This window comes from Dactylosporangium sp. NPDC000244 (assembly GCF_040300725.1).
Lineage (GTDB): Bacteria > Actinomycetota > Actinomycetes > Mycobacteriales > Micromonosporaceae > Dactylosporangium.
The window spans coordinates 163,846-189,727 of record NZ_JBEPEH010000004.1 but is presented as its reverse complement, the minus strand read 5'-3'; the positions used below and the strand labels follow the sequence as shown (position 1 = coordinate 189,727).

The 25,882-nt window shown below is 73.3% G+C and carries 18 protein-coding genes; 3 read left to right on the top strand and 15 right to left on the bottom strand.

Translation table 11 applies throughout. From position 1 onward, the window contains the following. Nucleotides 1-53 precede the first annotated feature (53 nt). The gene (locus ABT369_RS07455) at nucleotides 54-1,604 is read right to left on the bottom strand and encodes a hypothetical protein (protein ID WP_350610861.1); all 1,551 of its coding nucleotides are present in this window, start codon (nucleotides 1,602-1,604) and stop codon (nucleotides 54-56) included. Between the two features lie 196 nt (nucleotides 1,605-1,800). On the opposite strand from ABT369_RS07455, the gene ABT369_RS07450 reads away from it, so the two are divergent. Continuing rightward, on the top strand, nucleotides 1,801-2,277 hold the full coding sequence (locus tag ABT369_RS07450; protein ID WP_350610860.1) for a YcxB family protein: 477 nt from the start codon (nucleotides 1,801-1,803) through the stop codon (nucleotides 2,275-2,277). A gap of 326 nt (nucleotides 2,278-2,603) precedes the next feature. Here ABT369_RS07450 and ABT369_RS07445 read toward each other — a convergent pair whose 3' ends face one another. The 6 genes from ABT369_RS07445 to ABT369_RS07420 form a co-directional block, all read right to left on the bottom strand. Continuing rightward, nucleotides 2,604-5,090: a DNA gyrase/topoisomerase IV subunit A gene (locus tag ABT369_RS07445; RefSeq protein ID WP_350610859.1), complete on the bottom strand. Its 2,487-nt coding sequence runs from the start codon at nucleotides 5,088-5,090 to the stop codon at nucleotides 2,604-2,606. Nucleotides 5,091-5,116: 26 nt separating this feature from the next. Continuing rightward, the gene (locus ABT369_RS07440; protein ID WP_350610858.1) at nucleotides 5,117-7,174 is read right to left on the bottom strand and encodes a DNA gyrase/topoisomerase IV subunit B; all 2,058 of its coding nucleotides are present in this window, start codon (nucleotides 7,172-7,174) and stop codon (nucleotides 5,117-5,119) included. 235 nt (nucleotides 7,175-7,409) lie between these two features. Continuing rightward, nucleotides 7,410-8,186: a hypothetical protein gene (locus ABT369_RS07435; RefSeq protein ID WP_350610857.1), complete on the bottom strand. Its 777-nt coding sequence runs from the start codon at nucleotides 8,184-8,186 to the stop codon at nucleotides 7,410-7,412. Nucleotides 8,187-8,217: 31 nt separating this feature from the next. Then, the gene (locus tag ABT369_RS07430) at nucleotides 8,218-8,772 is read right to left on the bottom strand and encodes a hypothetical protein (protein ID WP_350610856.1); all 555 of its coding nucleotides are present in this window, start codon (nucleotides 8,770-8,772) and stop codon (nucleotides 8,218-8,220) included. 39 nt (nucleotides 8,773-8,811) lie between these two features. Beyond that, nucleotides 8,812-10,794 carry an APC family permease gene (locus ABT369_RS07425; RefSeq protein ID WP_350610855.1) on the bottom strand — a complete coding sequence of 661 codons (1,983 nt, stop codon included), beginning with the start codon at nucleotides 10,792-10,794 and terminating at the stop codon, nucleotides 8,812-8,814. Nucleotides 10,795-10,815: 21 nt separating this feature from the next. Next, the gene (locus tag ABT369_RS07420) at nucleotides 10,816-11,937 is read right to left on the bottom strand and encodes a magnesium and cobalt transport protein CorA (RefSeq protein WP_350610854.1); all 1,122 of its coding nucleotides are present in this window, start codon (nucleotides 11,935-11,937) and stop codon (nucleotides 10,816-10,818) included. A gap of 99 nt (nucleotides 11,938-12,036) precedes the next feature. Here ABT369_RS07420 and ABT369_RS07415 point away from each other — a divergent pair, with 99 nt between their 5' ends. Continuing rightward, nucleotides 12,037-12,990: an ATP-binding cassette domain-containing protein gene (locus tag ABT369_RS07415; RefSeq protein WP_350610853.1), complete on the top strand. Its 954-nt coding sequence runs from the start codon at nucleotides 12,037-12,039 to the stop codon at nucleotides 12,988-12,990. Continuing rightward, nucleotides 12,987-13,784: an ABC transporter permease gene (locus tag ABT369_RS07410; protein ID WP_350610852.1), complete on the top strand. Its 798-nt coding sequence runs from the start codon at nucleotides 12,987-12,989 to the stop codon at nucleotides 13,782-13,784. Before ABT369_RS07415 ends, ABT369_RS07410 begins: the two co-directional genes overlap by 4 nt. Here the strand turns inward: ABT369_RS07410 and ABT369_RS07405 are convergent. From ABT369_RS07405 to ABT369_RS07370, 8 genes are all read right to left on the bottom strand, one after another. After that, on the bottom strand, nucleotides 13,766-16,888 hold the full coding sequence (locus ABT369_RS07405; RefSeq protein ID WP_350610851.1) for an ATP-binding protein: 3,123 nt from the start codon (nucleotides 16,886-16,888) through the stop codon (nucleotides 13,766-13,768). The genes ABT369_RS07410 and ABT369_RS07405 overlap by 19 nt on opposite strands. A gap of 27 nt (nucleotides 16,889-16,915) precedes the next feature. Then, nucleotides 16,916-17,305 carry a hypothetical protein gene (locus ABT369_RS07400; protein WP_350610850.1) on the bottom strand — a complete coding sequence of 130 codons (390 nt, stop codon included), beginning with the start codon at nucleotides 17,303-17,305 and terminating at the stop codon, nucleotides 16,916-16,918. A 33-nt stretch (nucleotides 17,306-17,338) separates the two neighbouring features. Next, complete coding sequence (locus ABT369_RS07395; RefSeq protein WP_350610849.1) at nucleotides 17,339-18,292, bottom strand: TolB-like translocation protein; 954 nt, start codon at nucleotides 18,290-18,292, stop codon at nucleotides 17,339-17,341. A 4-nt stretch (nucleotides 18,293-18,296) separates the two neighbouring features. Next, nucleotides 18,297-19,760 carry an MFS transporter gene (locus ABT369_RS07390; RefSeq protein ID WP_350610848.1) on the bottom strand — a complete coding sequence of 488 codons (1,464 nt, stop codon included), beginning with the start codon at nucleotides 19,758-19,760 and terminating at the stop codon, nucleotides 18,297-18,299. A gap of 57 nt (nucleotides 19,761-19,817) precedes the next feature. After that, nucleotides 19,818-20,669 carry an alkaline phosphatase family protein gene (locus ABT369_RS07385; RefSeq protein ID WP_350610847.1) on the bottom strand — a complete coding sequence of 284 codons (852 nt, stop codon included), beginning with the start codon at nucleotides 20,667-20,669 and terminating at the stop codon, nucleotides 19,818-19,820. A gap of 1,557 nt (nucleotides 20,670-22,226) precedes the next feature. Further along, nucleotides 22,227-24,074: an Hsp70 family protein gene (locus tag ABT369_RS07380; protein WP_350610846.1), complete on the bottom strand. Its 1,848-nt coding sequence runs from the start codon at nucleotides 24,072-24,074 to the stop codon at nucleotides 22,227-22,229. A gap of 39 nt (nucleotides 24,075-24,113) precedes the next feature. Then, nucleotides 24,114-25,103, bottom strand: coding sequence for a threonine aldolase family protein (locus tag ABT369_RS07375; RefSeq protein ID WP_350610845.1), 990 nt, complete (start codon nucleotides 25,101-25,103; stop codon nucleotides 24,114-24,116). Next, nucleotides 25,094-25,879 carry a DUF3050 domain-containing protein gene (locus tag ABT369_RS07370; RefSeq protein ID WP_350610844.1) on the bottom strand — a complete coding sequence of 262 codons (786 nt, stop codon included), beginning with the start codon at nucleotides 25,877-25,879 and terminating at the stop codon, nucleotides 25,094-25,096. The genes ABT369_RS07375 and ABT369_RS07370 overlap by 10 nt, the downstream gene beginning before the upstream one ends. Nucleotides 25,880-25,882: the final 3 nt, after the last annotated feature.

Sequence of the window (25,882 nt, the reverse complement as noted above, 5' to 3'; positions counted from 1 at the left end):
ACATCGGACGGTGTCAATCACGGATGAGCACGGGCGGGGCGTGAAACTTACCGTCAGCCGCCCGGCTGCACGACGGTCGTGAAGCCCCCGGCCGGCACGAGCACCCGGATGCGGCCCGCCGTCGTCGTGTAGTGCTCGATCTCCTCGCCCGCCGGGTCGTTCACGCTCACCGTCGCCGGGGACTCCCCGGGCACGACGACGTCGGTGGCGCGGATGCTCGTGGCGAGGCTGCGCAGGAGGGTCAGGTGGGCGCCCGTCGCCGGGTCGGCGAGGGCCATCGTGTGCATCTCGGCGCCCTCGATGCGCACCGCGGGCTCGGCGATGCGGGCGATCGCGGCGGTGTGCGGGTCGGCGTCGAGGGCCAGCATCGCCAGCAGCCCGTGGATCGTGGACTCGGCCCCGGCGTCGCGGTGGACGACCCCGAGACCGTCGGGCCGGTCGATGCCGTCGAAGGTGACGCCGGTCGCGGGGTCGTACATCGGGGCCCCGGCCGGGTTGTTGCCGAAGAACCAGGAGGCGGCGATCCCGGCGAGCGTGCGCAGCGCCGGCCGGCCCGTGGCGCGGGCGGTGGCCAGCAGCGACTCGACGCGGGAGTGGGCCCCGTAGGCGAGCTGCACCCCGTCCACCGTCAGCGCCTCGCGAGCGCCGGGCAGCGCCACCCGCAGGTTGTCGGGGCCGCCGCCGACGAGCAGGTGCGGGGTGAACGAGGCCGCGTCGGCGAGGGCGGCGTCGCGGGCCGCGAGGTCGCCGCACACCTCGTAGACGCGCGCGAGGGCACCCGGGGCGAGCCCGGCCCAGCCGTGCCATTCGGTGCGGGACAGGCCGTAGGGCAGTACCGCCCCGAACGGCCACGTCCACGGGGTGCCGGTGCGCATCGCGGTCACGGCCTCGCCGAGCTGCTCGAGGACCTTCCGGGCGTCCTCGTCGCCACTTCGCGCGGTGTACGCGCACAGCCCGAGCAACGCCTCGCCGGTGAGATCGGCCCCGTCGGCGATGAGCCAGGCGGGCGTGGCCGTGTCGTCGACGAGGCGCCACTGGCCGTACCGTTGCAGCACCTGACGCCGCACGGCACCCAGCGCGAGCCGCAGCCGGACGCGCAGGAAGGCGGCGAACCCGGGCTCGTCGCCGTCGAAGGCCGCGAACCCCTCGCCGAGCGCCCAGATCGTGCGGGCCAGCCACGCGGACTCGCCACCGTCGGACGGGTCGGGCTGCTCGACCGGCTCGGCGCTCGGGTTGAGCCGCCCGTCGGGCTGCTGCCACAGCACCACGTTGCCGGCCCGGGGGTCGGTGTCGTCGGCGGGCGCGGTCTGCAGGTAGCACAGCCCGCGCAGCAGCTGCCGCGCCGCCGTCCGGCTCGTGGTGTCGCCCGTGGCGCGCCAGTGCCGCAGGTACACGATCGCGGCCCGGGCGACATCGTCGGCGTTGAAGGCGCCCTGGCCGGGGTCGCCGCCGGTCGGCCGGTATCCGCCGGGCCCGGCCTCGGCGTAGGTCCAGACGACCTCGACGGCGGGCTCGTCGGCGAGCCGGTAGGTGGTGTGCCGGGCGGTCGCCGGCGGCGCGATGCGGACGCGCAGCGCGTCCAGGTGGGCCAGGTTCGTCAGCACGGGCCGCGCTCTACCCACCCCCACGTGGGCAAACGCTCACCCCCGGAGGAACGCGCCGATCAGCGGCAGACGCCGGCGCAGCGCCGCATGCGCGACCGCAGGCCGCCGGGACCCTGCAGCCGGCCCGCGGTCGCCACACGGTTCCACCCGCGCCCGGGATCTTCCCGGGGCCGGGCGCCGGCCATAGCATCGCCGGGTGCGGATCGAGTTCACGTACAGCCGAAGCCGGCAGTACTTCCGGGCGCAGCTGCGAGCCGGCGCATGGCGCTCGGTTCGTTCGACGCTGCTGCTGTCCGGGGTGCTGGCCGTCGGCGGCGTGGTCGCGGCGCTCGGCGGCAGCAGCTCCCGCGTCACTGCCGTGGGGATCGTGGCGGCCACACTGGCGGTGCTGATGGCGTTGCGGGCCCGTCACCGGTTCGTCGATGCCGTGACCGTTCCGGCGGCCTGGCGCGCTCCCCGCACCTGGGTGATCACCGAGGATGCGCTCGAGTCCAGCACCGAGCTGACCCGGCAGCAATGGACCTGGCCGGCTGTCCGCCGCGTCGAGGAGCGGCCGGAGGCGTATCTGTTCTGGCCGGATGGCCCCGCCATGTTCGACCTTCCCCGAGAGCCGCTGACCGCCGCCCAGGAAGCCGATCTTCGCGCGCACCTGGTCGGGTGCGGGCTGTTGTGACCGGGACCGACCGTCGGGCCGGGCATCGGGGGTGCGCATGGCTGGTCTGGGTGATCGGGTCGGGGTCCTGGTCATGAGCGTCGCGTTCGCCGGGCCGGCCGCCTGCACCGGGCCGGCGAAGCCCGCGACGCGGGCCCCGGTGGCGGCGCCGTCCCCGTCCGTGGTCGAGTCGCCCGAGCCGAGCGGCTGGCCCTACACCGGTCGGCAGATCGGTTCGTGGGACTCGGCGGCTGACGCGGGTCGTGCTGACAGGACGAGGCGAAGGCCCGGCCCCGGCATCGCTGCCGTGGGCCGGGCCTTCGTCGCATCCGGGACGAGTGGCGGCCTCAGCCGCGCTCGACCAGGTGGCCGATCAGCTCCGGGGCGCGCAGCTGCGCGCCCGAGCCGTCGCGGCGGGAGTCGGCCTGCGGCAGGTCGCGGGCGTCGCCCTTCGTGTTCGAGGCCACCGGGCGGGGCCCGATCCAGGCCAGTACCAGGTGGGTCTCGCCCTTGAGGAAGCGCTGCGCGCGCACGCCGCCCGTCGCCCGGCCCTTCGCCGGGTAGAGGCGCAACGGCGTCATCTTCGCGTTGCCCATCGTCGCCGTGACGACCATCGGCTCGCCGTGCTCCGGGTCCTTCGTGACCACGGCGCCGAAGAAGATGGCCTGGGCGCCGTCGGCCAGGCTGATGCCGGCCATGCCGCCGCCCTTGAGGCCCTGCGGCCGGACCAGGTTCGCCGGGAAGCGCAGCAGCGACGCGTCGTTGCTGACGAAGGCCAGGGTCTCCGAGCCGTCGGCCAGCCAGGTCGCGCCGATCACCTCGTCGCCGTCGCGCAGGCCGATGACCTCGAACTCGTCGGAGCGCACGGGCCATTCGGGGGCGCAGATCTTCACCTGGCCGTTGCGCGTGCCGAGGGCGAGGCCCGGGGAGCCCGACTCGCGGTCGGCGAGTGGCGCGAGGCCGACCACCGTCTCGCCGGACTCGAGCGGGACCAGCTCGGACGTGGACATGCCGCCGCGCAGGGAGACGGTGCCGGACTGGTCGGGCAGGACCGGCAGGGGCAGCACGTCGACCTTGAAGGCGCGGCCGCGGCTCGTGACGAGCAGGACCTGGCCGCGGGCCGTGGTGTGCACGACCGAGCGGACGGCGTCGTGCTTGTCGCGGCCGGCCTTGCGGCTGCCCTCCGGGGCCTCCTCGGACTCGGCGGCGGTGCGGGCGACGAGGCCGGTCGCGGACAGCAGGACCTGGCACGGGTCGTCGGTGACCTCGAGCGGTCCGGCCGGGACCGAGGCCGCGAGGACCTCCTTGAGGTCACCGTCGATGAGGGTGGTGCGGCGGGGCTGGCCGTGCTCCTTGACGACGGCGGCGAGCTCGTCGGAGACGACCTTCTTGAGCACCTTCTCGTCGTCGAGGATCAGGCTCAGCGCCGCGATCTCCTCGTTGAGGCGCTGCTGCTCGGCCTCCAGCTCGATGCGGTCGTAGCGGGTGAGCCGGCGCAGCGGGGTGTCGAGGATGTAGGTGGCCTGGATGTCGGTGAGCCCGAACTCGCTCATCAGGCCGGCCTTGGCCGCGGCCGCGTTGTCGCTGTCGCGGATGAGGGCGATCACCCGGTCGATGTCGAGCAGGGCGATGAGCAGGCCGTCGACGAGGTGCAGGCGGTCCTGGCGCTTCTTGCGGCGGAACTCGGTGCGCCGGGTCACCACCTCGTAGCGGTGCTGCAGGAACACCTCCAGCAGCGCCTTGAGGCCGAGGGTCTGGGGCTGGCCGTCGACGAGCACGAGGTTGTTGACGCCGAAGGACTGCTCCAGCGGGGTGAGCCGGTAGAGGTCCGACAGCAGCGCCTGCGGGTTGACGCCGACCTTGCACTCGATGACCAGGCGGGTGCCGTTCTCCCGGTCGGTGAGGTCCTTGACGTCGGCGATGCCCTGCAGCCGCTTGGTCTTGTTCACCTCGTCGGTGATCTTCTCGATCACCTTCTCGGCGCCGATGCCGTAGGGCAGCTCGGTGACCGTGATCGCCTGCCGGCCGCGGCTGCCCTCCAGCAGCCCGATCTCGACCCGGCCGCGCATGCGGACCACGCCGCGGCCGGTCTCGTAGGCCCGGCGGACCTCGTCCAGGCCGAGCAGCAGACCGCCGGTGGGCAGGTCGGGGCCGGGGACGAACTCCATGAGCTTGTCCAGGCTCGCCGCCGGGTGGTTGATCAGCCAGCGGGTCGCGGCCACGATCTCGGCGAGGTTGTGCGGGATCATGTTCGTCGCCATGCCGACCGCGATCCCGGACGAGCCGTTGACCAGCAGGTTGGGGAAGGCGGCGGGCAGCACCGACGGCTCCTCCAGGGAGCCGTCGTAGTTGGGCCTGAAGTCGACGGTGCCCTCGTCCAGTTCGCCGACGAGCAGCATCGCCTCGCGGGACATGCGCGCCTCGGTGTACCGCGAGGCGGCGGGCCCGTCGTCCGGGGAGCCGAAGTTGCCGTGCCCGTCGATGAGCGGGACGTTGAGCGAGAAGTCCTGGGCCATGCGGACCATGGCGTCGTAGATCGCGCTGTCGCCGTGCGGGTGGTACTTACCCATGACGTCACCGACGACCCGGGAGGACTTCACGTGCCCCCGGTCGGGGCGGTGCCCCTGCTCGCTCATCGAGAAGAGGATCCGCCGGTGCACGGGCTTGAGCCCGTCCCGCGCGTCCGGAAGCGCCCGGGAGTGGATGACCGAGTAGGCGTACTCCAGGTAGGAGTCCTCCACCTCGGTGATGAGCGGGTTGTTCAGCACCCGCGCACCGGCCTGGTCGAACGCGGAAAGGTCGGCCTTGACCGCCTTGGTGCTCTTGCGTGCCATCGTGTTCCGTCGGCCTTCCGGGGTCGTTACGCGTCGATCGTCTCTTGGTCGACCCGCGCCGCGGAGTCGATGAGCCAGTTGCGGCGGGGCTCCACCCGCTCGCCCATGAGCAGCTCGAGGACCTCCTCGGCCCGCTCGACGTCGTCGAGGGTGATGCGCCGCACCGCCCGGGTCGCCGGGTTCATCGTGGTCTCCCACAGCTCGTCGGCGTCCATCTCGCCCAGACCCTTGAACCGGGGGATCGGCGTGACGACCTGCTTGCCGGCCTTCTCCAGCCGGGCGACGGTGCTCTCCATCTCCTGCTGCGTGTACGTATAGATCGTCTCCGGGTTACGCCCCTTCGTGACGATCTTGTGCAGCGGCGGGACGGCCGCGTAGAGCCGCCCGTCGGCGATGGCCGGCCGCATGTACTTCGCGAACAGCGTGATGAGCAGGGTGCGGATGTGCGAGCCGTCGACGTCGGCGTCGGCCATGATCAGGATGCGGCCGTAGCGCATCGACTCGAGGTCGAAGGTGCGCCCGGAGCCGGCCCCGAGCACCTGCACGATCGCCGAGCACTCGGCGTTGTCCAGCACCTGCTGGATGTTCGCCTTCTGGACGTTGAGGATCTTGCCGCGGATCGGCAGCAGCGCCTGGTATTCGGAGGAGCGGGCCATGCGGGCCGTGCCCAGGGCGCTGTCGCCCTCGACGATGAACAGCTCGCTGCGCTGGACCCCGGTCGAGCGGCAGTCGACGAGCTTGGCCGGCATCGACGCGCCCTCGAGGGCCGTCTTGCGCCGGGCGGCGTCCTTCTGCTGCTTCTGGGTGAGCCGGACCCGGGCCGCGTCGACGATCTTCTGCAGCACCGTGCGCGCCTCGACCTTGGTCTTGCGCGCCTCGATCCACGCCTTGATGTGCTGCTCGACGACCTGCTGCACGACCCGGGTCACGGGCGCGGTGGACAGCTCGTCCTTGGTCTGGGAGGTGAACTGCGGCTCGGGGATGCGCACGTGGATGACGGCGGTCATGCCCTCGAGCACGTCGTCCAGCGTCGGCAGGTCCTCCTTGGGGCGCAGCAGGCCGCGGGTGTTGCGGATGGCCTCGGTCAGCGCCCGCAGCGCGCCGCGCTCGAAGCCGCGCCGGTGCGTGCCGCCGTGCATGTTGCGGATGGTGTTGGAGAAGGACTCGACGACCCGGTCGTAGCCGGTGCCCCAGCGCAGCGCGATCTCGACCTCGGCGCGCCGCTCGACGTTGGCCTTCATCACGCCGTTCTCGTCGGCGGCGTTCTCCTTGTAGGTGCCCTCGCCGTTGATGAGCAGTGTGCCGCAGACCGGCTTGTCGCCGCTGGGGGCCAGGAACTCGACCATGTCGGCCAGGCCGTTGGGGTAGTGGAAGGTCTCGGTCTCGATCGACCCCTGCGTGGCGTCCTTGAGCACGTAGGTCACGCCCGGCACCAGGAACGCGGTGTTGCGCAGCTTCGCCCGCACCGCCTCCGGGTCAAGGGCCGCGCCGGACTCGAAGTAGCGCGCGTCGTGCCAGTAGCGGGTCGAGGTGCCGGTGGACGAGCCGCGCTTCATCCGCCCCTGCACGACGAGCCCGCCGCCGCGGCGGAACTTCGAGTTGGCGTTGGGGCCGTCGAACTCGCCCGGCACGCCGTGCTGGAAGGACATGTGGTGGACCTTGCCGTCGCGGCGCACGGTCACGTCGTAGCGCGTCGACAGGGCGTTGACCGCCGAGGCGCCGACTCCGTGCAGGCCGCCGGAGGTCTTGTACCCCGACCCGCCGAACTTCCCGCCCGCGTGCAGCTTCGTCAGCACCAGCTCGACGCCGGACATCCCGGATTTCTCGTGCACGTCCACGGGGATGCCGCGGCCGTCGTCGTCGACCTGCACCGATCCGTCGGCGTGCAGTGTCACCTCGATGCGGGTGGCGTGCCCGGCGATGCCCTCGTCGGTGCAGTTGTCCACGATCTCGTTGAACAGGTGGGCGACGCCGCGGCTGTCGGTCGAGCCGATGTACATGCCCGGTCGCTTGCGGACGGCGTCGAGCCCTTCGAGGAGCGTGAGGTCTGCTGCCCCGTACAAGGTCTCGGGTTGTGCGGTCAACTCGGCTCTCTCCAATGGTCCTGGTCCCTGTGCTGCCCGCGAGCGTAGACCTAGGGTCTGACACTTTTTCGGCACCCTGGTGACATGTGGCCCCCGACGCCCCGGATTTCCGGATCGGTGCCGGTCCAAACCACGGCTGGTACGCGAGCCCGCTTCGGGGTCGCGACCTCGGATGATACTGCGCGCCGGGCCGAGAGCCACGGACCGGCGCGCGACAGGGTGGATCAGATGCGAATCAGATGTTGACGGGTGTGCGGCCGTTGCTGAACTGCCGTACCGCCGCCAGGATCTCGTCCTCGGAGCGGTCCGCGAAGTTCAGGGTCGCGGTGAAGCCCGAGCCGTAGAAGAGCTTCAGGAACGCGGAGTCGACCTGGGTGAACGCGCCGAGGCTGCCCTCCACGCGCGGGTCGCGCGGCTTGACCACGAGCATCTTCTCCAGGCCCCAGCGCCGCCGCCGGATCTGCTCGACGCCCTCCCACGGCAGCCAGACCGCCTGCCCGCGGGTCGGCCGCGTCTTGATCCACAGCCCGCCGGGCGCGAGCGCGAGGACCGGCCCGCCCGAGGCGACGAGGAAGATCTGCAGCCCGAACGCGGCGGTGATCACGACGGCGAGGCAGAGCACGATCCCGACCAGCGCCACGGCGTCGCCGCTGGTGTGGTTCGGGTCGTTGCCGGCGGTCAGGGCCAGCCCGAGCGGGCAGGCGAACAGCAGCAGCAGGACCGCGGCGATCGGCCCGAGGACCAGGATGCGCTTGAGCACGCTGGGCCGGGCGACGAACGGCAGGTTGTCCGGGATGCGCTTGGTGATCGGCACCTGGGGCGGCGGCGCGTAGCCGGGCGGGGGCACCGCGCGCGGGGGGCCGTAGCCGCCGGGCGGCAGCAGCTCACCCGAGATCGGCACGTTGGCCGGCGGGGCCGGGGGCGGCGGTGGTGGGGGAGGTGGCTGCGGCCGGTTCCACGCCGGCGGCCGGGGCCCCGAGGTCGGGCCGGTGGGAGAGGTCGGCTCCGTCACGGCGACACCTTAACCCCGGCGCGCACGCCGGTCACGCGCCGCCGGTGCGATCGACCCACGAGGTGTAGCCGCGGGCGGCGTCGTAGCCGCCGTCCATGTAGTGCTCCCGCAGGTCCGCGCGGGTCAGGAAGATCGCGGCGAAGATCAGCAGGGCGACCGCGACGAGCCCGGCGATCCCGTGCGGCCACACGTACCAGTCCGGCACGACCTGCGCGTATTCCGCCCGCAGCTCGGCGGGCTCCTCGCCGGTCGGGGCCACCGCCCACTCCGGCCCGCCGACCAGGAAGCACAGCGTCGTCAGCGCGATGAGCGGCCCGAACACCCACACCGCGGTGCGGGCCTTGCTGGAGGGCCGGCGCAGGAACACGGCGATCACGGCGAGCACCAGCGCGGAGACGCCCCCGGTGACGAGGCTGTTGAGCATGTCGGTCCGCGCCTGGGCGAGCTGCCCGTCGGAGACCATCCTCGTGTGCAGCCCGGCGAGGTGCGCGAGCGCCGCCCAGGACAGTGCGGCGGCGATGCCGAGCAGCAGCGCCGAGACGATCACCGACCAGTGCACCAGCCGGGCCTGTTTGGACACTGGCATGTGGCCTCCCCCCCCGAAGTCGGGGTACACGCTATCGCGTCAGCCCCCGACGTGGATGCCCGGACGGCGGGACGGGTCCGGCTCGGACGAGCGGATGATCTCGCGGACGACGGGCGCCGTGTCGCCGCGGCCGAGGATGAGGTACCGGAACAGGTGCCCGAGCGGATTGCCCTCCGCCCACTCGAAGTAGGCGTGCGGGCGGACCCCGGTCGCGTCGCGCAGCGCGAGCAGCACCGCCGCGATCGCGTTGGGGGCCGCCGGGCTCTCGGTGCGCAGCACCCGGTAGCCGTCCACCTCGACCCCGCGCACGCACAGGGTGCCGGAGAACGCCGACGGGTCCACGACGTCGACCTCCAGGAACAGGATGTCGGCGCGGCCCGGCACCGGGTTGAGGCCGCGCTGCTCGGACTCCTTGCCCTCGTACTCCGCCTTGTCCCCGTCCTGCCGGCGGTTCGCCACGATGTTGAGCTCTCCGTCGTGCCCGATCGACTCGGTGACGAAGCGGCGGGCGGCGTCGTCGAACTCGATCGCCTCGGCGCGCAGCTCGGTGGTGCGGCTGACCCGCGAGACGAGCGACACCGCGATGATCCCGGCGATGAAGACGGCAGAGATGAGGATGCCGTCGGGCTTCTCGATCACGTTGGCGCCCAGGGCGTACAGCAGGATCAGCGTCAGCACCGTGAACCCGATCCCCGCGAGGCGCTGACCCGCCCGCCACGCCGAGATCGTGACCGCCACGGCCCCGGAGACCATCATGGCCAGGATGCCGGTCGCGTAGGCCCCGGCCTGGGCGTTGACGTCGGCGCCGAACGCGACCGTGATGCCGATGCTGATCGCGGTGTAGACCAGCACGATCGGCCGCACCGCCCGGCCCCACTCCGGCGCCATGCCGTAGGAGGGCAGGTAGCGGGGGATGATGTTGATGAGCCCGGCCATCGCCGACGCGCCCGCGAACCACAGGATGAGCACGCTGCTGATGTCGTAGACGGTGCCGAACGCCTCGCCGATCTTCTCGTGCGCGAGGTAGGCCAGCGCCCGCCCGGCCGCCTTCCCGCCCTCCTTGAACTCCTGCTCCGGGATCAGCACGGTGGTGATGAAGCTCGTCGCGATGAGGTACACCGACATGATCGCGGCCGCGACCGTGAGCAGCTTCTTGGTGTTGGCCAGGCGCGACGCCCGCCGCTGCCCGGCGTTCTCGCCCTCCGCGGCCACGAGCGGCATCATGCTGACCCCGGTCTCGAAGCCGGACAGGCCCAGCACCAGCGACGGGAACGCGACCACGGCCGGTAGCAGCAGCCCGAAGCCGCCGCCGTGCCCGGTGCTCAGCGCGTGCGTCCAGTCCGACAGCGCCCCGGCGGTGGTGAACACGTCGACCAGGCCGACGACCACGATGACCGCGTTGAGCAGGAGGAACACCCCGACCAGCGGGATCGCCACGGCGACCGCCTCGCTGAAGCCGAGCAGGAACACGCCGCCGAGGATGAGCAGCAGGACCACGGTGATGATCACCGCGTGGCCGTGCATGAAGCCCGGGAACACGGGGTTCTCGAGCATGTGCACGGAGGCGTCGGCGGCACTCAGGGTGATCGTGATGATCCATGAGGTGGCGACGAAGCCGAGCAGCACCAGCACGAAGATCTTGCCCCGCCAGAAGGGCAGGAGCGTCTCCAGCATCGCCACGGAGCCCTGGCCGTTCGGGCTCTCCTTGGCCACGCGGCGGTACATCGGCAGCATCCCCAGCAGCGTGAGCGCCACGATGAGCAGGGTCGCCAGCGGGGAGAGGGCCCCGGCGGCCAGCGCGGCGATGGCCGGCAGGTAGGACAGCGTGGAGAAGTAGTCCACGCCCGTCAGCGTCATCACCTTCCACCAGGCCTGCGGCTTGGCGTGCGCCTCGTCGCTCTCCGGCCCGACCGGGGCGACGCGGTGCTCCAGCAGCCACCGCCCGATCGGTCCGCCGGGCCGTTCCTTGGGCTCCGGGCTCTCCACCCGGGCGGGCAGCAGGTATTCGGGCGTGGTCGTCATGACCCCTCGGCAATCATCCGGTCAAAGCCATCTCGATTTCCGGAACAAGCGGTAGAGCACCAGCATCCCGGCGGTCATCACGAGCACCGCCACGCCGAACCCCCAGCGCCACGACGTGCCCGGCATGTGGTCGAAGTTCATGCCGTACACCCCGGCGACCGCGGTCGGCACCGCGGCCATCGCCGCCCACGCGGCAATCTTGCGCATGTCATTGTTCTGGTCGAGCCCGACCTGCGCCAGCCGGGCCTGCAGGATCGAGTCGAGCAGCTCGTTGTACGTCCCGACGCGCTCCACCACCTGGTTGAGCCGGCCCAGCACGTCGGTGAAGTGCTGGCGCAGCCCCGGCGGCAGCTCGGAGGCGATGTCGGTCATCAGCCGCAGCGGCGCCTGCAGCGGCAGCACGGCCCGCTTGAACTCCACCAGCTCCCGTTTGAGCTGGTAGATCTGCTGCACGTCGCAGCCGCCCTGGCGCCGGAACGCGGTCTCCTCGAGCTTCTCCACGTCCTGCTCCACGCGGGTGGCCACGTCGTGGTAGACCTCGACCATCCGCTCGATCACCGCGTAGCCGACCGCCCACGGGCCCTGCCCGAGCAGGCTCGGCCGCCGCTGCAGCCCCTCGCGCACGTCCGCGAGGGCGCCCGCCCCGCCGTGGCGCACCGACACCACGAAGTGCGCGCCGATGAGCAGCGTGACCGCGCCGGTGTCGACGACCTCGGAGGTCTCCGTCAGCTCGGCGTGCTCGACGTACCGCGCCGTGCGCAGCGTGAGCACCGTCACGTCCCCGCGCCGCTGGATGGCCGGGCGGCGCTCGGCGTCGAGCGTCTGGTCGACGACCGCCTCGTCGGCCCCGATCGCCTCGGCGACCGCGGTGAACTGCGACCAGCTCGGCTCGAACAGGCCCAGCCACACGAAGCCGTTGCGCCGGCGCCGAGCCGCGGTGAGGGCCTCGGCGAACGCGGGGCGGCCCGGCTGGCGGCTGCCGCGCACGTACAGCGCGCAGTCCATGACCGCCGCGTCCTCCTCCGGGTGCGCCAGGAGCTGCGGCATCGCCTCCGCGGGCTGGATGCCCTGCAGCACGCGGCCGATCAGCCGCCCGACCCGGCGGCCGACCCGGCGGCCCGGGCTGAGCTGGGTGTCGTTCATGAGCCGTCACGGTACCGCCGCCGCGCACGTCAGCCGCGTGTCGGGTCGTGTCGGTCGCGTGTCGGCGCCGTGTCGGTCGCGGCGGGCAGAGTTCGGGACATGACGAACGACGTGATGGTCGAGGCGAGCGGCCTCGTCAAGCACTTCGGCCAGACGAAGGCGCTGCAGGGCGTCGACCTGGTCATCCCGCGCGGGACCGTGCACGGCGTGCTCGGCCCCAACGGCGCCGGCAAGACCACCGCCGTGCGCATCCTGTCCACGCTCATCAGGCCGGACGCCGGCACCGCCCGCATCGGCGGGCACGACGTGGTCCACGACGCCGAGAAGGTCCGCGCGTCGATCGGGCTGACCGGGCAGTACGCCTCCGTCGACGAGGACCTCACCGGCCGGCAGAACCTGGTGCTCTTCGGCACCCTGCTGGACCTGGGCCGCAAGGGCGCCCGGGCGCGGGCCGCCGAGCTGCTGGCGTGGTTCGACCTGACCGACGCCGCCGACCGGCCGGCCAAGACCTACTCCGGGGGCATGCGCCGCCGCCTGGACCTGGCCGCGAGCCTGGTCGGCCGCCCCGACGTGATCTTCCTCGACGAGCCGACGACAGGCCTGGACCCGGCCAAGCGCGAGGACATGTGGGAGGTCGTGCGCAAGCTGGTGCGCGAGGGGTCCACGGTGCTGCTGACCACGCAGTACCTCGAGGAGGCCGAGGCCCTCGCCGACGAGATCACGGTCATCGACCACGGCCGGGTCATCGCCCACGACACACCCGAGCGGCTCAAGCGGATCGTCGGCGGCCAGACCCTCGAGGTCCGCCCGTCCGACGAGCGCGACCTGCCCCGGGCCGCCGAGATCCTGACCATGGTCTCCTCGGGCGCCGCCGCCGACCAGATCCGCACCGGCGTGCTGGCCGTGCCCGTCTCCGGCGACGCCGCCATGGCCGAGGCCGTGGCCAAGCTGACCGCCGAGGGCATCGCCGTCACCGAGCTCTCCCTGCACCTGCCCTCGCTGGACGAGGTCTTCTTCTCCCTCACCGCAAAGCCTTCGGAGGTTTCGTCATGACCGCCCTCGTGCTCGACCGTCCCGCGCCGAAGCCGTTCAAGCTGCTGCGCCACTCCCTCGAGCTCACCAGGCGCAGCCTCATCAAGACGATGCGCACGCCCGAGCAGCTCATCGACGTGACGATCCAGCCGGTGCTGTTCATGGTCATCTTCGTGTACATCTTCGGCGGCGCGATCTCCGGCTCGACCCACGACTACCTGCAGTTCGTGATGCCGGGCATCCTGGCCCAGACGATCGCCATGGGCGCGATCTCGATCGGCGTGAACCTCAACACCGACATCGAGAAGGGCATCTTCGACCGGTTCCGCTCCCTGCCGATCCCCAGAGCGGCACCGTTGATCGGCGCGGTGCTCGGGGACGTCGTGCGGTACCTCCTGGTGACGATCTCCACCTTCGCCTTCGCCTACGTCATGGGCTTCCGCATCGGCTCCGACCCGCTGCACGCGGTCGCCGGCGCGCTGCTCGCCGTCGTGTTCGCGCTGTCGCTGTCCTGGGCCCCGGTGCTCATCGGCATGCTGGCCCGCACCTCGGGCGCGGTGCAGGGCATCTGCTTCCTGATCGTGCTGCCGCTGACCTTCGCCTCCAACGTGTTCGTCGGCACCGCGACGCTGCCGGGCTGGATGCAGGGGTTCGTGCGCAACAACCCGCTGACCCACCTGGTCGAGGCGATGCGCGGGCTGTTCCTGGGCACGCCCGGCTACGGGGTGCACGTGTGGTGGACGCTGGGCTGGTCGGCCGCCCTCGTCGCGGTGTTCATGCCGCTGGCGCTGTGGGCCTATCGCCGCAAGGTCTGAAGGTGTACATCCACCAGCTCGCGGATCCGGTCGGTGACCTCGGTCATCGGCCGCGTCCGCCACGCCGCGAGCCGTCGCTCCGCCGCCGCGGGGTCGGGCTCGCGGGCGGCGTCGAGCACCGGGTCGGCGCCGGGGTCGAACAGGTGCATCGCGACCGGTGAGCAGCGCTCGCCCAGCGCCCACAGCTCCCGCGCCGACGCCGGGTCGCCGAGGTGCGCGGCGAGGGCCGCCGCGCACAGCGCCCAGGAGCCGAGCGCGGGCGCGTCGATGTCGCCGAGCGCCTCGGTGCGGACGTCCGCCAGCAGCCCGGCCGCCCGCTCGGCCCCGGCCCGCCCGTGGGCCCGCAGGCGGAAGGCGGCCGCGGCGACGAAGAACACCAGGCGGACCTGCGGCACCGGCGTCCCGGCCCGGTCGGCGCTCGCCGCGGCCCGCTCGGCGAACGCGACCGCCTCCTCGGCCCGCCCGCGCAGCCAGGCGTGCTGGGCCAGCCCGAGGTACGCCTGGATCGAGTCCATCCCCTGGATCCCGGCCGGCCGCTCGACGACCGCGGCCCGGACGACCTCCAGCAGGCGCTCGGCCGCCTCGTCGTCGCCGCGCTGGGCCAGCTGCACGTCGAGCAGGACCCGGATCGAGCCCACGTCGTCGGCCGCGCCCAGCAGCTCCATGTGGTGGGCGCCGCGGCGCAGCCACTCCTCGTGGCCCTGCGCGCCGATCATCTGGGCCGCCATGCCCATGCCCCAGTGGTCGCCGGCGGCCTCGAAGCGGTGGTAGGCGAGCTCGATGTCGGCGAAGCGCTCCGGCGCCGGGATGACGTCGCCGCGGTTCTCCCGGATCGCGGAGCGCAGGAAGAGGCCGAAGCCCTGCGCGTACGAGTCGGGCTGGGCGATGAGCCGCTCGGCCGCGGCCAGCCCGACGTTCGGGTCCCGGTCGCCCAGCGCGGGCACCATGAGCGCGAGCGCTCTCGCCCGGCCGGAGCCGCCTTCGGTGCGGGTGGCGTGGCCGAGCAGGCGTTTCGTCAGCGCGTACTCGCGGTGCGCGTCGACCGCGAACGCGTTGAGCCCGATGAGCAGGCACAGCCACATGAGGCGGTCGGGGTCGGCGGCGCGCACCAGCGCGTGCCGCCGCCGCTCGATCGGATCGTCGCGGTGCAGCAGCGCCGAGGCCCACGGCGTGACCTCGAAGTGCAGCCCCCGCACGGTCCACAGGTGGAACAGTGTCACGGCGATGTCCACGGCCGCGGCGTCGTCGCGCCCGATGGCCCACCGCAGCGCGGCCACGAGGTTGTCCTGCCCGGCCGTGCACCGCGCGACGGCCGCGAGCTGGCCGGGGCCGACGAACTCGGCGTGCAGCCGCAGCGCCTCGGCCCGCGCCCAGGCCGTGAGCCCGGCCATGGCCTCGTCGCGCCCGCCGGCCGCGGCCAGGCGCGCCTCGCCGTATTCGCGGACCGTCTCCAGCATCCGGTAGCGCGGCCCGTCCTCGAGCACGAGCAGCGACTGTTCCACGAGCGCCGCCAGCCGCAGGGCGAGGCCCCCGTCGCGCTGCCCCGAGACGTGCTCGGCGACCTCGCGGGTGAACGGCGCGGGAATGACGGCGAGGCGTTCGAGCAGCGCCCGCTCGCCCGGGCCGAGCAGCTCGCGGCTCCAGTCGACCATCGCCCACAGGCTGGTGTGGCGCTCGGGCAGGCCGCGCAGGGCGGCGTCGAGCAGCCCGAACCGGTCGTCGAGGCCCGCCAGGACGTCCTCGATCGGCATGTGCCGCAGCCGGGCGGCGGCGAGTTCCAGCGCGAGCGGCAGATTGTCGAGACGACGGCACAGTCGTACGGCGGCCCCGCCGTCGTCCCCGGCAAGCGTCGCGCCCCCGGCTCTGACCCGCGCGGTGAGCAGGTCCAGGGCGGCCTCGTCGTCCAGGGCGGGCAGCCGGTACACGGCCTCGCCGGGCAGGCCGAGCGGGGCGCGGCTGGTGGCGAGCACGGCGGCGTCGGGCGCGGCGTCGAGCAGGCCGGCCGCGGCCGCGGCGGCGTCGGCGAGGACGTGCTCGCAGTTGTCGAGCACGACCAGGCCCGCGATCTCCTGGAGCCGCTCGGCCGGGGCCGTCGGCTCGGTCCGTCCCGGGGCGGGGTCGGCCACGGCGAGCAGGGCGGGGAGCACCTCGGCCCCCGAGCGCAGGCCGGCCAGCTCGACCACGTGCACCGGGCCGCCCTCGGCCGCCGCGTGCCGCGCGATCTCGGCCGCGAGCCGGGTCTTGCCGGCGCCGCCGACGGCCACGACGGTGACCAGCGGGGCCTGGGCGAGCGCGTCCCGGACGGCGGCCACGTCGCGGTCCCGGCCAACCATCGCGGTCGTCGCGCGCCGCCACACCGGGGGCAGGCCGCGACCCGCCCGGCGTGCGGGTTCGGCCGGCCGGACCTCGCGGCCTGCCTCGCCGCGCAGCACGGCCAGGTGTGCGGCGGCGACGGCGGGCGACGGGTCCGTGCCATAGTGCTCGGCGAGGGTCGCGCGGAGGCGGTCGGCCACGGCCAGGGCCTCGGCCGGGCGGCCGCGCGCGGCGAGGAGCCGGATCAGCAGCGCCGCGGAGGGCTCGTGGGGCGGGGTGCGGGCCGTGAGCGCGCGCAGGTCGGCCTCGATCGTCGCGCCGGGCCCCGCCTCGGTGCCCGGCACGGTCATCTCGGCTCTGGTCGCGGCCACGTCCGCGAGCAGGGTGGCGACGGTGTCGTCGGTGAGGTCGGGGGAGTCGGGGAACAGTGCCCGCGCCGCGTCGGCGTGCTCGCGGGCCGTGGCGGGGTCCCGGTTGCGCAGCGCGGCGCGGGCGGCGTCGAGGCGGGCCCGGACCAGGACCGTGTCGGGCTCCACGTCCGCGGCCGAGACCTGGTATCCGCCCGGCGCCGCGGTCACCGGCAGGCCGAGCCGGCGGGCGCGGGCGATCAGCGCGTGGACGGCCCCGGCGGCGTCCTCGGGCGGCGCCCCGCCCCACACGGCCTCGGCGAGCGCGGCGGCGGTGACGGTGCGGCCGCGGGCGTCGACGAGCGCGCGGACCACGGCGGCGAGGCGTTCACCGCGCACCGGGCGGCCGTCGACGGCCAGCTCGCCCAGGGTGGTGATCCGCACCGGGCAAGCATGCCACCGCGGCCGGGCTCAGCGGGTCGCGGTCTGCTGCGAGTCGTCGAGGAGGGCGTACAGCAGCGTGCCGAGCACCAGCAGGGTGCCCGCGAACACGGCCCAGCCCAGCGCCAGCCCCGCGATCACGACGACCGCGCACTGGAAGAGCATCGCCAGGAAGGCCATCCGGCGGGCGTGCCGGTCGCGGGCGGCCGCCGCGGCGAGTCCGGCGGCGAGGACGACGAGGAGCACGGCGAGTACGACACCCGTGATCTTGACCGCCAGCTGGGCGGCGGACGGGTCGGCGCCGGCCAGCGACATGGAGTAGGCGTCGATCACCCCGCCCAGGGCGAACAGCGTGACCCCGATGACCAGGCCTTCCAGGAGGATCCCCACGGCCGCGATGAGCAGCGCCAGCGTTCGCATCCGGTCAAGTTACTCTTTGGTAGGGGTCGATTTCTAGTCGATGCGCGCGGGCGACTCGGCGTCGGGCACGAGCACGGCCGGGGCCCCGGTGCCGTCCGCGGGCGCGGACCAGACGTCGGTGTGGTCCCGGTCCCGCGGCAGCGCGTACATCACCGTGCGGTCGTCCCGCCAGGCGATCTGGTCGTCGACGCTGCCGGTCTCGCCGAGCACCGTGATGCCGCGGGTCGCGATGTCCATGACGGCCGGGCGCCAGCCCTTCGCGGGGTCGCCGCCGACGGCCTGCTTGAACGCGATGCGGGTGCCGTCGGGCGACAGCGACGGGCACTCGACGTTCTCGGCCAGGGTGCGCAGGGTGCGGGCGGTGAGGTCGCCCTGCACGAGGTACCGGCGGCCCTGGGTCGCCATCGTGGCGTAGAACGTCCGGTCGTCCCGCGCGAACGTGACGCCCCAGAAGTTGACGTCGGCGGCCTGGTACGGCTGGCCGTCCCTGGTCAGCGTGAATGTCTCCAGGGTGTCGGCGAGCAGGTCGCCGGAGGTCGTGTCGAGCACCCCGACGCGGGTCGAGAACTGCCCGCCGTTGTACGAGTCGCCGGTGACGAACGCCGTCCACGTCACCAGGCGCCCGTCGGACGAGACGCGGGCCCGGTTCGGGACGCCCACCATCGGGTACGTGTCCCGCTCCCGCAGGCTCCCGTCGAGCACGGCGACCTGGTAGGTCGCGAGCGGGCCGTCGGGGCGCAGGCAGATGACGGTCTCGCCGGCGGCGTAGACGCGATTGCAGCTGACGGCCGAGACCTTGCGCGTGGCGCCGTCCACGACCGCGAGGCGCCCCATCGACCCGTCGGCGGTGCTGCGGACGAGCAGATCCCCGGGCCGGAGGTGGACCGCCTCGGCCGTGGCCGCGGCGGCATCGTTGCGGTGCGCGGCCTTGTAGATGTAGACCGCGGCCCCTCCGGCGAGGATCGCCGCGACGATCGACGTTGACAAGATCTTACGCAATTTTTGTCGTACCTCTCCGGAGAATGGAGGTGACGAGGGCGAGGGCGGCCACGGTGGCCGCGGCGGCGGCGAGCAGCGCCGGGCCGGGCCCCCACAGCTGCCACGCGAGGCCGAACAGGACCGAGGAGACCAGATATGCCAGGGACTGCCCGCTCTGCACCAGGGCGATGCCGGTCGTGCGCAACGACTCCGGGAGCAGCGGCCCGGCGAGCGCCATCAGCACGCCGTCGGTCGCCGCGTAGAACGCGCCGTAGAGGGCCACCGTGAGCGCGAGCACCGGCCCGCCGCCGAGCCCGGCGGCGAGCAGCAGGTAGACGACCGCGAGCGCGGCGAACCCGGCAAGATAGACGCGGGCGCGCCCGACGCGGTCGGCGAGGCGGCCCACCGGGACGGCGAGGAGCAGATAGACGAGGCTGGTGCCGACGGCGAGCAGCGGAAACCATCCGACGGCGAGATCATGGCGGCGTTGCAGCACCAGGTAGACGAACCCGTCGCCGATGGTGGCCAGGCCCATGACGGCCGCGGCGAGCACGACGAGCCGGAAGTCCCTGCGCGCGAGCAGTGCGGCGGCGGCGCGCACGGAGACCGCCGCGGGCCGGCTCGGCGCGGGCTGATTCGGGGCGGGCCGGCTCGGCGTGGCCTGGTTCGGCGTGGCCTGGTTCGGGGCGGGTCGGTTCGGGGCGGGCTGGTTCGGGATGGTCTGGTTCGGGACGGGGTGGTTCGGGGCGGGTCGGTTCGGGGCGGGCTGGTTCGGGGCGGGCTGGTTCGGCGCGGGCTGGTTCGGGACGGGCCGGTTCGGCGCGGGCTGGTTCGGGGCGGGCGTCGCAAAGGCCGGGCCGCGGTGGTCGGGCACGAATGTGAGCAGGACGAACACGCCCAGGGCCGCGATGGCGAAGCTCGTCACGAACACGGCGTCGAAGGACTGCGCCGAGGCGCCCAGCACCGCCACCGCGACCAGGGGGCCGGCGAAGGCGCCCACGCTGTCCATCGCGCGGTGCACGCCGAAGGCCCGGCCCAGGCGCTCCGGCGGCGTGGACAGGGTGATGAGCGCGTCGCGCGGGGCGGTGCGCAGGCCCTTGCCCGCGCGGTCGGCGACGATCACGGCGCTGAGCAGCGGGACCGACGAGCCCGCGGCGAGCAGGCCCAGCTTGGCGGCCGCGGAGATCCCGTAGCCCGCGGCGGCGACGGCCTTGCGGCGGCGGATGCGGTCGGCCACGTAGCCGCCGACGAGGCGCAGCAACGCGGTGGCGCCGGTGTATAGGCCATCGACCACGCCGTAGCCGAGGGGGCCGAGGTGGAGGCCCAGCATGAGGTACAGCGGCAGGATCGCGGCCACCATCTCCGACGAGACGTCGGTGATCAGGCTCACCGTGCCCAGGGCGAGCACCGTGGCGGCGACGCGGGTGCCGCGCGGGGCGGGGCCGGTGACCGGCTTGTCCACTGTGGACAGGTACACGGCAGCCTCTCGGGTGGCCGGGAGGCGCCCCGCTGGAGACGGGGCGCCCGGGATGGATCAGTTCCAGACGTCCGTGATCGGGGACAGGCTCGCCGCGCCGCCGATGCCCGGCAGGCCGTACGCGCCCTCGACGGTGCGCAGGACGTTGTAGTGGTTGATCTTCTCGGCGTAGGAGCCGGCCTGCACGTGCGCGCCGACGAAGACGGTGAAAATCTGGTTGAGGGCCAGGCGGTTGTCCTCGTCGAACGTGACGATCAGCAGGCTGTTGTGCGTCTTGGCCCACTGCGCGTAGGCGTCGAGGTTGTTCTTGAGCCACGTGTCGCCGGTGCCGACCGAGCAGTCGTGCATGTCGTTGCACATGTTCGGCGAGACGAACGCGACCGTCGGCAGCGAGGCGTAGTTCGCCGACGACGGGAAGCTCGCGAACGTCAGGTTCGATGCCGCGGGCACGCTGGAGAAGTCGACCCAGCTGTTGTGCTTGCGCTGGTAGGTGCCGCTCGAGCAGCCGGTGTAGCCGTTCGAGGGCATAGACTCGGAGTAGCCCTTGAACGACAGACCGGCGCCCGACAGCTGCGACTGCAGGTTGGTGCCGGTGAAGTTCTTCGGGCAGTCGTCGCTGGTCACGCCCTGGGTGGAGCCCGAGAACAGCGCGATATAGTTCGGCTGGCTCGGGTGCGTGATCGCGTAGGACTTGGTGAACTTCGCGCCCTGGCTCGCCAGGGAGTTGAAGTACGGGGCGGAACTGGCGCCGCTGATCTGGGAGTACGCGTGGTTCTCGAACATCACCAGAACGATGTGGTCGAAGCGCGGAACCCCGGTGGCGGCCTGCGCAGTGGACGCCGCGGCGGTCAGACCGGTGGCGACGAGGGCCGTGCTCGCCAGCGCGAACACCACCCGACGAATCGACATGTGCTGATTCCCCCTTCATAGGCAGGGACGACGACACATCGTGCGCATCGATAGATACAAGATCATGATTGTATCTGGTCCGGCAGGCGTGCGGCCGGTGAACAACAGAAACTCCGCCCCCTGCCCGTGCTGCTCGACGCCTTCCCGCCCGCCGCCGGCACCGGCACGACGCCGCAGCGGCACCGCGCAGACACTCACCACGACCCGGTCGGCACAGCGCTGTGGGTGCGCCGGCGCAGCCTGCTTCGACGGCGCGTTCGAGGCATGGGTCGCGGATGAGCTCGGCACGGTCCCGGACGGCGCACCGGCATGGCGCTGACCCGCGGTGCGCATGTCGGCCAGGCCTGCGGGCGGCGTGCTGGGACGGCGCGTTCGAGGCGTGGGCTGGGGGCGAGGTGGCGCCCACCGGCGGCGCTCTTCTTGGCAGCCGACCGGTGGGCCGCGCGCGCAACTCTCACGGGTGCCGGTGGCTCCGTCCGTGCTCCTCCGGATCGCGCACCGTGCAGCCGTGAGCGGCGCAAGGTCGGGGTGTGTGTGGCTGTCGCGCCGACGGCGGTGGCGGTGGTTCGGTTCGGGCTCGCCATGCGCGGGTGGTGGTGTTCCGGCCGCTCCCGGATCGCGTCTTGTGGCCGATGTGATGGAGCATTGTTGCGGTCTGTTTGTATGTGCGTTCGGATGATGGGACGAGTCGGTGGAATTGCGCGGGCCGGTCGGATTGTTGCAGCGGGGAGCCGTGGCGCCGGGTTTGGCGCAGACGCTGGTGTGACTTTCCGCGGCAGGTTGGCGTGATTGTTCGGATGGGCCGGTGGGTTGGTCGGTGCTTCCGGCGGAATCGGACGATGGTTCTGCCGGGGCGACTTCTGGAGGGCGCCGGCTGGGAGGCGTCAGCGTTCCGGACGCAGGCGCTGCGGGTCCGTGGACACGGTGCAGCTTCTCCGCATGCCGTCTCACCAACCCCCAATCACGCCTCCGCTGTGCCTCCCGGCGAAACTCATCCTTCCCCGGCCACCAATTCCGAGCCTTCGTCCGATCCCGCATGGCAGCCAATTCCCGAGAACTGAACAACTGCATCTGCCCCATACCAAGAATTATCCCAGAATGCGACCGAAACCTGGATCCAGGGCCACGCCGAGGCGCAAATGGCGAACATATTGGAACCGGGACCACCGAATGATGACCCGCACAGACCCGGCGCGTTCAAAACGGCCGAGAGGAATGCCCAGTGGGCAACGACGCCGCTGGACCACGCATACTCATTGGACGGCCACCGGCGGCCCGCACCATCAGTCGAGCGCCGCGTCCAACTGAGGCTGCGCACGTGGCACACGACCGCCCAGCCACCTCCAGAACACTCGGCGACCATGGCGAAACGCGCCTCGCCGCCCGCCGCGAGCACCGGCCCGCGTGCGGCGATGGGCCTCGGTCGCGCGCTGACCGGAGCCGGCCCCGATCATGCGTGCTCGGCCCGGAGCACCTGCGCCGCGGCGGCGATGGCGAGCGCAGCCGGCAGCATCGACAGGGGTCAGCAGCTTCACGGCGGCCGAACGACGAGAACGTTCAGGGCCGGGTGGCCACGTTCCACAGCCGCACGGCGCCGTCCGCGCCCGCCGACACCAGAATCGAGCCGTCCGGGGTGAAGGCCAAGGCGTGTACCGCCCCATCATGCCCGTCCAGCGTATGCAGGTGCGCGCCCGAGGTCGCGTCCCACAGCCGGATCGTAGAGTCCAGCCCCGCGCTGGCCAGCAGCGTCGCCGCCGGGTCGAATGCCACCGCCGTCACCGGCTCGGTGTGCCCCGTGAGCACGGTCGAGGAAGGGCCGTCCCACAGGCGTACCGTCGCGTCCGCCCCCGCGCTGGCCAGCATCGGCCCGCCGAATGCGACCCCGAGCACCGCGCCCCGGTGCCCGTGCAGCGGGGTCGGCGGTGCGGCCGAGTGCAACAGGACCACGCCGGCGTCGTCGCCGGTGGCCAGGGCCGAGCCGTCGGGGCGGTACGCGACCGCGTGCAGTGCCGGGCCCTCACCGGCGCGGGAGAGGCGTCCGTCGGCCAGGTCGAACAGTCGCAGTACCCCGTTGACGCCGGCCGCGGCCAGCACCCGCCCGGACGGGTGGAACGCAAGGGCCGCCGGGCCGCCCGGGTCCGCGTCGAAGGCGTCGCGGCGGCGGCCCTCGTCGGCCTGCCAGATTCGCACGGCCCGGGCCGCGCGGCGGGGGTGGCCGCCGCCCGAGGCCAGCAGGCTCCCGTCGGGGCTGAACGCGACCGCGCGGACCGGGCCGTCGTGGTCGCTGAGCGTGTGCCGGACCTGGCCGGTGCCGAGGTCCCAGACGCGCACGCGGCGGTCGTCGCTGCCCGCCGCGAGGAGCCGGCCGCCGGGGCTGAGGGCGACCGCGTTGACCGGGGACGCGCCGCGCACGATCCCGCCGGGGGAGAAGGTGCGCAGCAGCGTGGGCCGGATCCGCGGGCGGGCCGCCGAGGGCGGGGCGATCGCCGTGCGCACGGGCGTGACGCTGCCGCAGGCCACGGCCAGGTCGGGCTGGGACACTGGGATCGGCGCGATGCCCAGCGCCCGGTGCAGCCGCGCGGCGACGAGCGGCGTGTGGCTCACCCCGCCGGCCAGGAACACCGCGGCCACGTCGTGCGGGGTGACGAGGGCCTCGCGCAGCACGGCGACGGTGCGCTCGACGGTGCGCTCGACCAGCGGGGCGGCGGCGCGCTCGAAGTCGTCGCGGTGCAGCGCCACCGGGCCGGCGAACGGGACGAAGAGGTCGGCCAGGGGCGCCTCGGACAGCGCCTCCCGGGCGACCCGGGCCTCGTGCCAGAGCCGCAGCCGGGCCGCCGCCTCCTCGGGCGAGCGCGGCCGGTCGAGCCGGTCCCAGGCCGGGTCGGGGCCGGTGCTCGCGCGGGCCAGCCGCACGACCGCGGCGTCGAGGTCCAGGCCCCCGGCGTCGAGCAGCCCGCCCGCGGCGGCGATGGTGAGCCCGTCCGCGGCCTGGCGGACCACGGTGATGTCGAACGTCCCGGCGCCGAGGTCGTAGACGACGAGACAGCCGCCGTCGGGCACGCGGTGGCCGAGGACGGCGGTGCAGTACCGGGCGGCGGCGATCGGCTCGGTGAGCAGCTCGGGCTCGCCGAGGCCGGCCAGGCGGGCGCCGTCGGCGAGGACCCGGCGGCGGTCGGGGCGCCACGCGGCGGGATGGGTGAGCACCAGCGGCCCGTCCCAGCCGGGGGCGGCCGCGGCCACGGCCCGGGACAGCAGCGCGGCGACCGGCTCGGGCTCGGTCGGCCCGGCCGCCGGCAGGTCGGATTCGAGGCGCCACGGCCGGATCGAACCATCGGGGCCGGCCAGCGCCGCGACGGTGGTGGCCGTGCCGATGTCGATGCCGAGGCGATGCCCCGCGGAGGTCACGGCCAAATGTACGAACCCGTGCACGGGCCGCTCCAAGGTTCAGCGGGTGAACGCTGCGTGAAGGACTCCCGCGAATGCGTCGACATCGGCCGCAGTGGTGTCGAAGGCGGCCATGTACCGGCGGATCGGGCCGCCGGAGCCGTAGCGGTCGAGCTCCCCGTCGCAGGAAGGCAGCGTGGCGAACACGGCGTTGGTGTGCACCGGATGGACGATCTCGGCGTGAGCCGCGAGGACGGACGCGATCCGGGCGGCCATCGCGTTGGCGTGTTCCGCGTTGGTACGCCAAAGGTCCCCGTCGAGCAGCGCGACGAACTGGGCGGCCGTGAACCGGCTCTTGGACAGCAGCTGCATGGCCTGCTTCTGGATCAGGTGCCGCGGCCCGGCGAGGCCGGGATCGAGGAAGACCACGGCGTCGGCGGCCAAAGCCCCGTTCTTGGTGCCGCCGAACGACACGACGTCGGCCCCGGTCGCGGCCTCGGCCAGGCCGGTGCCGAGCGCGGCGGCGGCGTTGGCCAGCCGGGCGCCGTCGATGTGCAGCCGCATCCCGTGCTCGTGCGCGGTGTCGGCGAGGGCGCGCAGCTCGGCGACGGAGTACAGGGTGCCGAGCTCGGTCGGCTGGGCGATCGACACCGCCCGGGGCAGTGGGGCGTGCGGCGGGTCGCCGGCCCGCGCGAACGCGGCGACGTGCGCGGGCGTGAGCCGGCCGTCGGGGGTGTTCACGGTGGTGAGCCGGCCGCCGGTGAACCGCTCCGGGGCCGCGCACTCGTCGGTGACGATGTGCGCGGTCCCGGCGCAGAGCACGGTCTCGTACGGGCGCACGAGCGCGGCCAGCGCGATGACGTTCGCCGCGGTCCCGGTGACCGCCAGCACCGTCTCGGCCCGCTCGCCGAAGTGCTCGCGGAACAGCGCCCCGGCCCGGGCCGTCACCGGGTCGCGGCCGTAGGAGGGCGCGTGCCCGGCGTTGGCGTCCGCGATGGCCGCGAGCACGTCCGGGTGGACGCCCGCCGTGTTGTCACTGATCAGGTACACGCCTTCAGGATGCCGTCCCACAGCGCCACGCGGGCGTCCAGGGCCGCGATTACGGTGTCGGCCGCCTCGGTCCAGCGCGCGGCGTCGTCCCCGCACAGGTCGGCCAGCATCTGCATGGCCATCGGCGTGTGCTCCTCGCCGTCGACCTCGATGTGCCGGGCCAGGTAGTCCACGAACGTGTCGAGCTTGCCCGCGCCGCGCTCGTTGACCTTCACGACCTGCTCGAACATGTCGGGGATGAGGTCCTCGCGGCCGAAGGCGAACGCGGCCGCCTGGCAGTGCACCGGCGCGGTGCGGATGAAGTCCCACGTCGTGGTCGTGAACGCGGCCGACGGGGCGGGCACGGCGGCGGCGACGAGCGCCTCCGGCACCCCGGTGCCCGCGCGCAGGGCGGCGATGAAGGCGTCGATCGCGGTGCGGTCGGCGCCGGCCTCGGTCATGCCCTCGAGGTACAGCTCGAAGTGGCTGATGAACCCGCCGCGCAGCTCGTCGCTCTCCTCGACGAGCACGATGTCGTTGATGAGCCGGCGGCTGCCGGTCGGGCCGCTGGGCACCCACGGCACGTCGACGCAGGTGAGGCTGCGCTGCAGCGACTTGAGCAGGGACATGAAGTCCCACACGGCGAAGACGTGGTGCTCCATGAACGTCACGATCGACGCGTGGTCGCCCAGCGCGGCGTAGAGCGGATGGCCGACCACGCGGTCGCGGGCCGGGGTGATCTCCGCCTTGAGCTTCTCGATCCCGGGGTGCGTGTCGCCCCAGTCGTAGCGGGACATGTT

Bases quoted from the DNA above. Each gene is read 5' to 3' on its own strand.
- ABT369_RS07410 (WP_350610852.1), top strand. From the start codon at position 12,987: ATGACCGCCCTCGTGCTCGACCGTCCCGCGCCGAAGCCGTTCAAGCTG.
- ABT369_RS07420 (WP_350610854.1), bottom strand. From the start codon at position 11,937: ATGAACGACACCCAGCTCAGCCCGGGCCGCCGGGTCGGCCGCCGGGTC.
- ABT369_RS07385 (WP_350610847.1), bottom strand. From the start codon at position 20,669: ATGTCGATTCGTCGGGTGGTGTTCGCGCTGGCGAGCACGGCCCTCGTC.
- ABT369_RS07370 (WP_350610844.1), bottom strand. From the start codon at position 25,879: ATGTCCCGCTACGACTGGGGCGACACGCACCCCGGGATCGAGAAGCTC.
- ABT369_RS07415 (WP_350610853.1), top strand. From the start codon at position 12,037: ATGACGAACGACGTGATGGTCGAGGCGAGCGGCCTCGTCAAGCACTTC.
- ABT369_RS07400 (WP_350610850.1), bottom strand. From the start codon at position 17,305: ATGCGAACGCTGGCGCTGCTCATCGCGGCCGTGGGGATCCTCCTGGAA.
- ABT369_RS07430 (WP_350610856.1), bottom strand. From the start codon at position 8,772: ATGCCAGTGTCCAAACAGGCCCGGCTGGTGCACTGGTCGGTGATCGTC.
- ABT369_RS07445 (WP_350610859.1), bottom strand. From the start codon at position 5,090: ATGGCACGCAAGAGCACCAAGGCGGTCAAGGCCGACCTTTCCGCGTTC.
- ABT369_RS07425 (WP_350610855.1), bottom strand. From the start codon at position 10,794: ATGACGACCACGCCCGAATACCTGCTGCCCGCCCGGGTGGAGAGCCCG.